This is a genomic window from Frankia sp. EI5c (assembly GCF_001636565.1).
Lineage (GTDB): Bacteria > Actinomycetota > Actinomycetes > Frankiales > Frankiaceae > Parafrankia.
In genome coordinates this window covers 1-11,757 of record NZ_LRTK01000012.1, presented here as the reverse complement: position 1 = coordinate 11,757, position 11,757 = coordinate 1, and the positions used below count along the sequence as shown (strand labels likewise).

The window sequence follows — 11,757 nt, the reverse complement described above, 5'->3', positions numbered from 1 at the left end:
CGAAGGAGCCGTCCGCGGGGTTGTTGCCGATCGCCGCGACCCGGCCGTCGGGCAACAGGAACGCCGACGAGTGGTACATCCGGTTGAGCGGATCGGCCGGCACCGGCGTGAACGTGTTCGTCACCGGGTCGTACAGCGACGCCTCGTGCACCGCGTACTCGTTGTAGTTGTGCCGGGCGCCACCGGTCTCCAGGNCCTTGCCGTCGGGCAGGATCACCGGGCTGACGTACATCTTTCCCGCGGCGAGGTCGGGGCCCGGCGTCCACGCCGGGTCAGGCGCGTTCAGGTCGATGATGTCGGTCTTCGCGGTCGGGTCCAGTGGGCTGTAGGTGTTCCCGCCGCCCAGGGTCAGCACCTTCTGCGCCTGCGCCGGCGGCAGCAGGACGCTGCCGCCCTGGTCCCGGAAGTCGATGTCACGCAGGCCGGCGACCTCGGTGATCGTGCCGGTGTCCACGTCGTAGATCTCCGAGCCGGAGGTTCCGGGCAGGGCGTTGCCGAAGGTGTGGGTGCCGGCGTAGAACAGCCGGCCGTCCGACATGAGGATCATGTTGGGGTACAGGCCCCAGTAGGAGTACGTCTGCTGGACCTCGTTGAGCGCCTTCCACCGGCGCCCGGCGGTGTCCCACATCTCGACCGAGACGTTGCCCGAGCCGTACTCGTTGAGCCCGCCGGTCGCGAAGACGTCGCCGTTGCCGAGGCTGACCAGGGTCGGATACCAGTGCCCGCCGCCGGGCATGTCCCCGAGGATCTCGTAGGTGCCGGCGATCGGGTCGAAGATGTAGGTCCGGTCGAGGCCGTAGTAGTTCTCGGTGGCCGTGGGGTAGGCCGCCGTCCCGCCGGCGAGCAGGATCCGACCGTCGGGAAGCTGGGTGTGGCCGACGCAGAACAGGTCGTCCGCGGTGGGCACGTCGGCGAACGTGCCGCCCACCGGGTCCCAGACCTTGGAGACGAACGCCTGGTTGTCGAAGTCCGTCTCGTTGTTGCCTGAACCCGCGACGAGCAGCACGTTGCCGGTACGCAGCACGGTCGCGTGGATCGAGCGGACCGGCGCCTCGTAGGGCAGCACCGTCCACGAGCCCTGGCAGTCGGCGGTGCAGCCGCCGGGTGGTGGCGGTGGCAGCGGGCCGGGCGCGCCGCCACCGGTGTAGCCGGCCCGGACGAGCCCGCCCCCACCGCCCTGGTAGTACTCGACCCGGACGGTGTGCGGGCCGGCGGTGACCGGGACGGTCGCGGTGAAGAGCGTCGCTCCCTGGTCCCGCCACTCGTCGATGACGACGGTGTCGTCAAGCCACATGCGCACGCCGTCGTCCGCGGTCACCGAGAAGGTCGTGGAACCGCCCCGGAACAGGTCGGTGCGCAGCCAGCGGACGGAGAAGTCGTACCCGCCGATGCCGGGCACCCCCGGGCCGGCCTCACCGAAGTCACGGCTCAGCGACGACTCGCAGCGCTCGGTGACCGGCGCGCCGGCGAGCGTGGTGTTGTCGAAGTAGGCCGCCGCCCACTGGATCGACGTGCACGACACGCCCGGTTCACCGGGATCGCCTGGTTCACCGGTATCACCGGGATCGCCGCCGGTCGGGGCCGCGGCGTAGCCGGCCCGGACGAGCGCGTCACCGCCGGCCTCGTAGTACTCGACCCGGACGGTGTGCTCACCGGCGGTGACGTCGACGTCCACGGTGAACGGGGTCGGGCCCTGGTCCCGCCACTCGTCGATGACGGGGACGTCGTCCAGGTACACCCGGATCCCGTCGTCGGCGGTGGCGGTGAACGTCACCGGCCCGGCCTGGAAGGTCTCGGTGCGGGTCCAGCGCACCGAGAAGTTGTCGGCGCCGAGCGCGCCGACCCCCGGCGCACCGCCTCCCCAGTCGTGGTCCACGGCGGCCTCGCACTGCTGGGTCGGGGTGCCCGAAAGCGTCCGTCCGCCGTAGTAGGCGGCGGCCCACTCGCCGGGCTCGCAGGACGGCGGTGGCGGCGGGTCTCCGGACCAGTCGAAGGCGACCACGGAGCCCCAGCCGTGCTCGTAGTACTCGACGACGACCTCGTGCTCACCGGCTGTGATCAACGGCTGCGCCGAGTAGGTGGTCGGGCCCTGGTCGACCCAGCCGTTGATGACGGTCTCGCCGTCGAGACGGACCCGGATCCCGTCGTCCGCGATGGCGGTGAAGGTGTAGGTGCCGGTGGTGGGGAAGCTGATGCTCTGCTTCCAGCGCACCGAGAAGTCGTCCGGGCCGAGGTCGCCCACGCCGGGCCCCTGGTCCCCCCAGTCGAAGTAGATCTGGCTGTCGCACCGGGCGTCGACCGGTGTTCCGGTCGGTTCCGTGCCTTCGAAGTAGTCTCCGGCCCACTGCCCGGCCGGGCAGGTGAGGGCGTTGGCCGACGATGCCAGCAGCGTCAGCGCACCGAAGTCCGCCAACGCCACCACCAGCAGGACCAGCACAATCCGCCGGCCCCGACTGGTCCATCCCTGAGCTGCCCGGCGCTGGCCGGACCGGCACGGATCCACGCTCATCTCAGCTCACTCCACCCCGGTCGGTCTCGGGCTCGGCCGCGGGCCCCGGTCGACGCGGGAGCGATAGATCGTCCGGTCCACGGCGACGTACCGGACGACCACCGCGGCCGCGAGAGTGATCAGGGTGGCCAGGCCGACGCCGAGGCCCCAGCGCTCGACGAGCAGCGCCAGCAGCGGGAGCCGCAGCACCAGATCAACGTTGTTGATCACCAGGAACGGCAGGAGGCGGCGCGGCGAGAAGCGCCGGCCGCCGTGCCAGACCAGCAGCTCGCAACCGACGAAGTTCCAGACGATCGCGACCTGCGTGCCCACCGTCGCCGCGACCACGTAGTTCAGGCCGGCCGCGTGGTGCAGCAGCCAGGTGCTCGCCAGGTTCGGCACCAGGCCCGAGAAGCCCACGATCGCGAACCGCGCCGGCCGCGGCACCCGCAACGCGAACAGCCGGCGCGCGAACCGCATGCCCTGGGCGAACGACGCGCTGGACGCACCGGTCTGGCGCTCCGCGAACCGGTACGCGACCTCACGCACACGCAGGTCACGGGATGACATCAGCAGCTCAAGCAGGATCTTGTAACCGTCGGGCCGCAACGCGTCGACGTCGAACGCCCGCACCCGAAGCAGGAAGAAGCCGCTCATGATGTCGGACACGCCCCGCAGGCGCCGGGGGAACGCCAGGCGGGCGGCGAGGTTCGATCCCGAGGAGATCAGCCGCGAGCCCGGCCGGCCAGCCCGTGTGCGCTCCCGCCCTGGATGTACCGGCTGCCGATGACCACGTCCGCGGCCTGTTCCCGGGCCGTGGCCAGCAGCGCCGGCACCCTCTCCGGCGGGTGCTGGAGGTCGCCGTCCATCACCACCGCGTGGGCCGAGGCGCACATCCGGATGCCCTCGCGCACCGCGCCGCCGAGGCCGCCGACGCGCTCCAGCGGGCCGCGATGCAGCAGGCGCACCGATATCCGGGACGTCTCGCCGACGGCCGCGATGACCGCCGGGGTCTCGTCGTCGGAGTCGTCGACGAAGATGACCTCGCAGGTCAGGCCGTCGAGCGCGGCTTCCAGCCGGCGCAGCAGCGGGGCGATGTTGAGAGCCTCGTTGCGGGTCGGCACGATCACGGACAGGGCCGGCGGCTCGCCCGGCGCGGTTGGCGCCGTCGCGCGCTCGGCCGGAGCCTCGGGTGTCGCGCGCATGGCTGGAACAGCTGGAACAGATGGAACGGCGGACGTCGCGCGGCGCGGCGGCGGCAGCAGGCGTGCCACATCTATTTCGCCGCCGGGCGCCCCGGACCCTTTCATCATGCGGCTCCGACCGGAGCTAAATGCAGCGTGGCCAGCATGGACCGATCCCCCAGTCGGTGGCCTGTCAAAATCGATAATATTTTCTACGGCAGATTCTTTTACGCCGGCCGAGGCGCCCTACCCCCGACCGAGAACAGGTACGGACGTACCGGCATCCTCGCGCCAGGAGAGAAGATTCACGCAGGACGACGCCGCCGCCCCCTTGGCCTCCAGTCGATGGCGGCCAGGCTGCGCGACGTTACTGACCCGCGCGATCGGCCGCGCAGCGCCGGAAACGGAGNGTGCGGCTCCACGCCACACATCGCGGCGCCGCCGCGCTCGCTACCCCAGCGACCGGGAATCGGTTTACCTAGTTGGCGTCAAGTGCGGAAACCCCCCAGCATCAGCAGCGGCGCCACCCTGCCCGTCAGGCATCGCGACTGTAGCACGGGAGCTATTAAGAACAGCAGGCCTCATCGCTACCAAGTGATGTCAACAACAACCGCGACGATTCGCTGACGACGTACACGGTTAGCTGCAAGCCCAAGGAGTACCCGAGCAGCACCGTTACATCCCGCCGGTCGTCACGCCATTAATTCTGTCGATGTCGCGGATTGTGGGCGAACCGACAGAAGTGGTCACAACCGACACCGACCGTGGCCGACCACCGCACTCCGCCGGGCCGACCCCACCACAAAGAGTCACACCCTCGGATGATCAACCTTCGGGAGCGTGGCCGTGATCGGCTGCCGACCGGCGAACGGGGGTACCCACCACCTATGCGCGCGACCTTCATGTACGGAGCCGGCGACGTCCGCGTCGAGGACGTCGCCGACGCGAAACCGCACGAGCCGACGGATGCTGTCGTGCGGGTCACACTCGCCTGCGTCTGCGGGTCCGACCTGCACCCGTACCACTCCCTGCCCACCACCGACGACGGCCTGCCGATGGGCCACGAGTTCCTCGGGGTCGTCGAGGAGGTCGGATCCGAGGTCACCGGTCTCGCGCCGGGCGACTTCGTGGTCTCCCCGTTCGCCTTCTCCGACAACACCTGCGCGTTCTGCCGCGACGGCCTCCAGACGGCCTGCGTGCGGGGCGGCTGGTACGGCGTCCCCGGCATCGGCGGCACCCAGGCCGAGGCCGTACGGGTTCCGCAGGCCGCCGGCACCCTGGTCAGACTGCCACCGGACGTCGACGAGGCGCTGCTGCCATCCCTGCTGACCCTGTCGGATGTCTACCTGACCGGCTGGCACGCCGCGCACCTGGGCAGGGTCGCCCCGGGCCGGACGGTCACCGTGATCGGCGACGGCGCGGTGGGCCTCTCCGCGGTGCTGGCGTCACGGCGGATGGGCGCCGAGCGGATCATCCTGATGGGCCGGCACCCGGCCCGCACCGACCTCGGGCGTGAGTTCGGCGCCACCGACGTCGTCGCCGAGCGGGGCGAGGAAGGCGTCGCGAAGGTCCGCGACCTCACCGGCGGCGAGGGCAGCCATGTCGTTCTCGAGGCCGTCGGGCACCTTCCGGCCTACGAGCAGGCATACGGCGTGGTCCGGCCGGGCGGGGTCATCTCCCGGGTCGGGGTGCCGCAGTACCAGCAGGCACCGGTCGGCACCGACTCGCTGTTCAACAAGAACGTCACCCTGACCGGCGGGCCGGCGCCGGTCCGCGCCTACATCGAGCAGGCCCTGCCCGACGTCCTCGAAGGCCGGATCAACCCCGGCAGGGTCTTCGACCAGGCCGTCCCGCTCGACCGCGTCGCCGACGCCTACCGCGCCATGGACTCCCGCGCGGCGCTGAAGGTCCTCGTCCGGCCGTGAACGCACCTCAGCCCCGCACCGGCCCCGCGTTCCAGGCGATCCGGGACAGGCCCTTGACGGTGGCGATACCGGTACTCTCGGTAGCACTGTTCCGGGTGTAGACCGCCATCACGTAGTCGCGCCCCCTGCCATGCACGTGGGCGAGGCTGTTGATCACCCAGCCGCCGCCGTAGGGCAGCCAGCCGTTCTTGATCCGCACGGTGACGCCGGCCGGCACACCTGCCGTCAGACCCCACCGCTGGGAGGAGACGACGGTGCCGAGCAACGTGGCGGCCGTGGCCCGAGCCGCCGCCGACAGCGTCGAGTTGGGGTAGGCGATGGCACGCAGGACGGCGAGCTGGTCCCGTGCCGTGGTCTTCGTCAGCCCCCACTTGCCACCGGCGCCCGCCGTGGTCGCGGACATTCCGAGCTTTCGGAAGAAGGCGTTCATCCCGGCGCTCCCGCCCGCCTGCTTCCACAGCTGGCTGGCGGCCGCATTGTCACTGACGGAGATCATCTTCTTGGCCAGGGCCGTCTGCGCCGCGGTCAGTGTGCCGCTTTTGCCGGTCTTCGACAGCAGCGCGGCCAGGATGTCCAGCTTGACGGTGCTGGCCGTCTCCCACCCGGTGCGGGTCGAGTTGCCACTGACCACGGTCCGGCCGCTGGTCGCGTCGTACAGGGCGACACTGACCGCGCCGGGCCGCCCGGCCAGATAGGAGCGGAACTGCCTCGCCAGGTCGCTCGCGGTGACTCCCGTGCCGCCGCCAGCCAACGGCGTTCCCGCCGCCGACGACGCGGGCGCCGCGATGGTCACGGTGGACGTCAACAACACCGCGACGGTGCCCACGACAGCCGCGATACGTCGTCGAGCCCACCGAACCCGTCGAGCCCGTCGAACGACCTCACCGGTACGGACATCCCTGTCGGAACGCTGCCTTCCAGCCATGCCAGATGTCTACGGACGGAAAACTCGACCAGCTGAGTCCTCCGCATTAAGTCGTGTAAATTACTACTCACGGTGAGCATCAATAACGCTGCGCTTCGTGGCTTCCTCGGGAGATCCACGCGCATCGCCGGCCTACGTCCCCGCCGGGAACCCGGCCCGCGGCCCTCCGCAGGTCGCCCGGGGTCGGGGCGATCCGGCGCCCAGGCCGCCTGACCGACCCGCGCGACCGGCCCGCCGGCTGGCGGAAGCCCTGGTCAGCACCGGCATCAGCACTGGCATCAGCACCGGCGTCGGCACTGACGCCCGGGCCGGCCGAGCAGGCCGGCGGCCGGGCCGGGAACGCGCCGGAAAACCCGCCCGCGGCCACCGAAACGCATAACCGGATCCGCGCGCCCCGGAAGCCCGACCCGGTATGCGTTCACCTCCCGCGGCGCGCTGTGGATATTTGATCCGGGGAAGAGGAACTCCGATCACCCCCCGCCTCCTAAACAGCCCAGAAATCCGGACAGTGAGCGGTAGGGTGCCATCCGCACCGACCTGCCCTACTACGGGGGATTCGTGACTACAGACGAAGATGCCGCGCGCGACCACGGACTCACCGCGGCGGACGGAACACCGCTGGACGTCGACCTGAAAACCGACGTTCCGCACGCGGCGAGGGTCTACGACTACATCCTCGGTGGGACGGAGAACTTCCCGGCGGACCGCGCCGCCGCCGGAGAATTCACCAAGCACCTGCGCAACCTGCCCAGCTCCATGCGGGCGAACCGGAACTTCATGGCCCGGATGGCCCGGACCCTGGCCGCCGAGCACGGCATCCGGCAGTTCCTCGACATCGGCTCCGGGCTGCCGACGGCACCGAACCTGCACGAGGTCGTCCAGCAGGTGGCGCCCGAGTCGCGGATCGTCTACGTCGACAACGACCCCATCGTGCTGGTGCACGCCCGCGCCCTGCTCACCAGCACCCCGGAGGGCCGCACCGCCTACCTCGACGCCGACCTGAGCAGGCCGGAGGAGATTCTCGGGTCCGCCCAGCTGCGGGAAACCCTCGACCTGGACCAGCCGGTGGCCGTCAGCCTTCTCGCGGTCGTGCACTTCATTCCCGACGACGCGATCGTGCGGGGTGTCATCGACAAACTGCTGGCCCCGCTCCCGGCGGGCAGCATGCTGGCACTGTCCACCACCACGGCCGACTTCGCACCCGAGGAGGTGCACGCGGGCGTCGCCTCCTACCGGGCCAGCGGGATTCCGCTGACCGCGCGGGACAGGAAGTCCGTCGAGGCATTCTTCGAGGGCCTGGAACTCCTCGACCCCGGGATCACCCTCGTCCACCGCTGGCACCCCGACGCCGACGCGGCCACGTACGACGACAGCCAGGTGTACATGTACGGCGCGGTCGCCCGCAAGCCGTAGGCCGGATGCCGGCCGGATGACCGGCCCTGACCGGTACCGACCGATCCGGCGGAGCGGGCCCAGCCCCCGCCGGGGTTCCGCCGTGCCACCTGGTCGCCCGCACCGGCCCGACCGGCTCCGCGGAACCGCGACCTCGGACCGACCGGCTCCGCGGAACCGCGGTGCGGGTGTGCGGGGCTCCGCGGTGCCCGCGATCGGACGGGCGGGCGCCCGAGGCGGACACCGGCCGGGCCGGCCGGAAAGATCTTGCATCGCTTTCTTGACTCGTTCAGGAAAACGGTGGAAGGTACTACCCATGACGGCGCCCGTGGAGTTCCAGCAGATGCTGCGGGGGGCCGACCTGCGCGTCACCAGGCCCCGGGTGGCGGTGCTGGGCGCGGTCCACGCTCATCCGCACGCCGACACCGAAGCGATCATCGGTGCGGTGCGTGCGGCGCTCCCCGATGCGTCCCACCAGGCCGTCTACGACTCGCTGCGGGTGCTGACGAACGCGGGCCTGATCCGGCGCATCCAGCCGGCCGGCTCGGTTGCCCGGTACGAGTCGCGAGTCGGCGACAACCACCACCACGTCGTCTGCCGGTCCTGCGGCGCCATCTCGGATGTCGACTGCGCCATGGGCGAGGCACCCTGCCTCACCGCGTCCGACGATCACGGGTTCTCGATCGACGAGGCCGAGGTCGTCTACTGGGGCCTGTGCCCCGGCTGCACCGCCGCCGAAAGTCCCTGACCGAACCCACCCCGCCGATCGCACCCGAAGCCCGGGCGAACCACTCAGCCCGGCGAACCGATCAGCCCGGACGAGCCGATCAGCCGATCAGCCGATCGGCCGATCGGCCGATTCAGCGATCGATCACACCATCACCCTTTGCGTCGAAACCATCACGCGATCCACCCCGATCCATCCTGCGCCCGGAGGGCCGCATGTCCGAGAACCAGGAAAAAGAAGTCTTCCCGACGGCCACCGAAAGCAACACCGCGAGCTGCCCGGTCGCGCACGGACGCGCGCCGCATCCCACGGAGGGTGGCGGGAACCGCGGCTGGTGGCCCCGGCAGCTCAACCTGAGAATCCTCGCCAAGAACCCGCCCGCGGCCAACCCGCTCGGTGCGGACTTCGACTACGCCGCGGCCTTCCGGACGCTCGACCTCCCGGCCGTCAAGCGGGACATCGCCGAGGTGCTGACGACGTCCCAGGAATGGTGGCCGGCTGACTTCGGGCACTACGGACCGTTCATCATCCGGATGGCCTGGCACAGTGCCGGCACGTACCGGATCAGTGACGGTCGCGGTGGTGCCGGGGCCGGCCAGCAGCGGTTCGCGCCGCTGAACAGCTGGCCGGACAACGCCAACCTGGACAAGGCCCGGCGCCTGCTGTGGCCGGTCAAGAAGAAGTACGGCCAGAAGCNTTCCTGGGCCGACCTGATGGTGCTCGCCGGCAATGTCGCGCTGGAGACGATGGGTTTCACCACCTTCGGCTTCGCCGGCGGCCGCCCGGACGTCTGGGAGCCCGACGAGGACGTCTACTGGGGCCCGGAGCAGACCTGGCTCGGCGACGAGCGCTACACCGGGGACCGGCAGCTTGAGGAGCCACTCGGCGCCGTCCAGATGGGCCTCATCTACGTCAACCCGGAGGGCCCGAACGGCACCCCGGACCCGCTCGCCGCGGCCCGCGACATCCGCGAGACGTTCCGCCGGATGGCGATGGACGACGTCGAGACGGTGGCGCTCATCGCCGGCGGCCACACCTTCGGCAAGACGCACGGCGCCGCCGACCCGGACGAGTACGTCGGACCCGAGCCGGAGGGCGCGCCGCTGGAGGAGCAGGGCCTGGGCTGGAAGAACAGCTTCGGCAGCGGCAAGGGCGGCGACACGATCACCAGCGGCCTGGAGGGCATCTGGACGAACACGCCGACGACCTGGGACAACAGCTTCTTCGAGATCCTTTTCGGCTACGAGTGGGAGCTGACGAAGAGCCCGGCCGGCGCGCACCAGTGGAAGCCCAGGGAGGGCGCGGGCGCGGGGACCGTCCCCGATGCGCACGATGCCGCCCGGGCGCACGCGCCGACCATGCTGACAACGGACCTGGCGTTGCGTTTCGACCCGGTCTACGAGCGGATCTCGCGGCGCTTCCTGGAGCATCCCGACGAGTTCGCGGACGCCTTCGCCCGGGCCTGGTTCAAGCTGACGCACCGCGACATGGGTCCGATCCAGCGCTACCTCGGCCCGGAGGTGCCCGGCGAGACGCTGATCTGGCAGGACCCGGTTCCGCCGGTGGACCACGAGCTGGTCGACGCGGGCGACGTCGCCGAGCTCAAGGCGCGGGTGCTGGCGGCAGGTCTGCCGGTGTCCCGGCTGGTCAGCGTGGCGTGGGCGGCCGCGTCGACGTTCCGCGGCGGTGACAAGCGCGGCGGGGCGAACGGGGCGCGCATCCGGCTGGAGCCGCAGCGCGGCTGGGAGGTGAACGAGCCGGCGGAGCTGGCCGCGGCCCTGCGCACGCTGGCGGAGATCCAGGAGAGCTTCAACGCCGCGCGCGGCGACGGCAAGCGGATCTCGCTGGCCGACCTGATAGTGCTCGCCGGTGGTGCCGCCGTCGAGCGGGCGGCCCGCGACGCCGGGGTCGAGGTCGAGGTCCCGTTCACACCGGGGCGCACCGACGCGACGCCGGAGCAGACGGACGCCGAGTCGTTCGCCCCGCTGGAGCCGACCGCGGACGGGTTCCGCAACTACCTCGGCAAGGGCCACCGGCTGCCGGCCGAGTTCCTGCTGGTGGACCGGGCGAACCTGTTGACGCTGAGCGCGCCCGAGCTGACGGTGCTTGTCGGTGGCCTGCGGGTACTGGGCGCGAACTACCGGCAGTCGCCGCTCGGCGTGCTCACCACCACCCCGGGCACGCTGACGAACGACTTCTTCGCCAACCTGCTCGACCTGGGCACGGCCTGGGCGCCCACGGCCGACGACGCGGATGTCTTCGAGGGCCGGGACGTCGCGACCGGAGAGCCGCGGTGGACGGCGAGTCGCGTCGACCTGGTCTTCGGGTCGAACTCCGAACTGCGGGCGCTGGCGGAGGTGTACGCGAGCGACGACGCGCGGGAGAAGTTCGTCCACGACTTCGTCGCCGCCTGGGCGAAGGTGATGAATCTCGGCCGCTACGACCTCGCCTGATCTGCCGGGAGATTGCGGGTGGCCCAGCCGCGCGGCTGGGCCACCGGGCACCTGGACGACGTCCTCCCGCGCCCGGCCGAAATCGCCGGCCGGCGGGCATCCACCGCGCTGACCAGGGCATTTACCGGCCATCAACGAGGCNGGCACCGAACACGACCCGGGTTTCGATACCGCCCGTCCGGGCTATGGCCGAGTCTGCTAAAAGCATAAGTACCGTCCGCAGCGGACGGTATCCGAGATTGGGGTGGTCGTGACTGACCGCGACGACGCTGGTTGGGGCAGGAGTCCGGCGGCACCGGGCTGGACACCGTCGAAGGTCGACCTCAGAACGGACGTCCCGCATTCGGCCCGCGTCTACGACTACATCCTCGGCGGCAAGGACAACTTCCCGGCCGACCGCACGGCGGCCGGAGAATTCACCAGGCATCTGCCGAACCTGCCGACGTCCATGCGGGCGAACCGCGATTTCATGGTTCGGATGGCCCGTGTCCTGGCCGCCGAGCACGGCATCCGGCAGTTCCTCGACATCGGCACCGGGCTGCCGACCGCGCCGAACCTGCACGAGGTCGTCCAGCAGGTGGCGCCCGAGTCGCGGATCGTCTACGTCGACAACGACCCCATCGTGCTGGTGCACGCCCGCGCCCTGCTCACCAGCACCCCGGA

General features: G+C 70.8%; 9 protein-coding genes and 1 pseudogene. 6 read left to right on the top strand and 4 right to left on the bottom strand.

What is annotated here, in order from left to right:
- Positions 1–195 precede the first annotated feature (195 nt).
- From UG55_RS09050 to UG55_RS34320, 3 genes are all read right to left on the bottom strand, one after another.
- Positions 196–2,509, bottom strand: a 2,314-nt coding sequence (locus UG55_RS09050) for a PA14 domain-containing protein (protein ID WP_242424047.1), incomplete at its 3' end; no start/stop codon positions are given.
- 6 nt (positions 2,510–2,515) lie between these two features.
- The gene (locus tag UG55_RS34325; RefSeq protein ID WP_242424046.1) at positions 2,516–3,157 is read right to left on the bottom strand and encodes a GtrA family protein; all 642 of its coding nucleotides are present in this window, start codon (positions 3,155–3,157) and stop codon (positions 2,516–2,518) included.
- 56 nt (positions 3,158–3,213) lie between these two features.
- A complete protein-coding gene (locus UG55_RS34320) occupies positions 3,214–3,693 on the bottom strand; it encodes a glycosyltransferase (protein WP_242424045.1) in 480 nt (159 codons plus the stop codon).
- 866 nt (positions 3,694–4,559) lie between these two features.
- Here UG55_RS34320 and UG55_RS09040 point away from each other — a divergent pair.
- Positions 4,560–5,597, top strand: a complete 1,038-nt coding sequence (locus tag UG55_RS09040; protein WP_199865087.1) for a zinc-binding dehydrogenase — start codon at positions 4,560–4,562, stop codon at positions 5,595–5,597.
- Positions 5,598–5,604: 7 nt separating this feature from the next.
- On the opposite strand, the gene UG55_RS09035 is transcribed toward UG55_RS09040, so the two are convergent.
- Positions 5,605–6,423 carry a serine hydrolase gene (locus UG55_RS09035; protein WP_242424044.1) on the bottom strand — a complete coding sequence of 273 codons (819 nt, stop codon included), beginning with the start codon at positions 6,421–6,423 and terminating at the stop codon, positions 5,605–5,607.
- 657 nt (positions 6,424–7,080) lie between these two features.
- Here UG55_RS09035 and UG55_RS09030 point away from each other — a divergent pair.
- The 5 genes and pseudogenes from UG55_RS09030 to UG55_RS09015 form a co-directional block, all read left to right on the top strand.
- Positions 7,081–7,935 carry an SAM-dependent methyltransferase gene (locus tag UG55_RS09030; protein WP_066065688.1) on the top strand — a complete coding sequence of 285 codons (855 nt, stop codon included), beginning with the start codon at positions 7,081–7,083 and terminating at the stop codon, positions 7,933–7,935.
- 295 nt (positions 7,936–8,230) lie between these two features.
- On the top strand, positions 8,231–8,662 hold the full coding sequence (locus UG55_RS09025; RefSeq protein ID WP_066065686.1) for a Fur family transcriptional regulator: 432 nt from the start codon (positions 8,231–8,233) through the stop codon (positions 8,660–8,662).
- Between the two features lie 194 nt (positions 8,663–8,856).
- Positions 8,857–9,337: pseudogene (locus UG55_RS34315) on the top strand (peroxidase family protein); the annotation flags it as partial.
- Position 9,338: 1 nt separating this feature from the next.
- Positions 9,339–11,094 (top strand): catalase/peroxidase HPI (katG, locus tag UG55_RS09020; RefSeq protein WP_242424043.1); only part of this gene is annotated, 1,756 nt, incomplete at its 5' end.
- Positions 11,095–11,344: 250 nt separating this feature from the next.
- On the top strand, positions 11,345–11,757 hold a 413-nt coding region (locus UG55_RS09015; RefSeq protein WP_199865086.1), incomplete at its 3' end, for an SAM-dependent methyltransferase.

What these genes read in the sequence shown, in the direction of transcription:
- UG55_RS09025 (WP_066065686.1), top strand. Translation starts at nt 8,231, where the DNA reads ATGACGGCGCCCGTGGAGTTCCAGCAGATGCTGCGGGGGGCCGACCTG.
- UG55_RS34320 (WP_242424045.1), bottom strand. Translation starts at nt 3,693, where the DNA reads ATGCGCGCGACACCCGAGGCTCCGGCCGAGCGCGCGACGGCGCCAACC.
- UG55_RS09040 (WP_199865087.1), top strand. Translation starts at nt 4,560, where the DNA reads ATGCGCGCGACCTTCATGTACGGAGCCGGCGACGTCCGCGTCGAGGAC.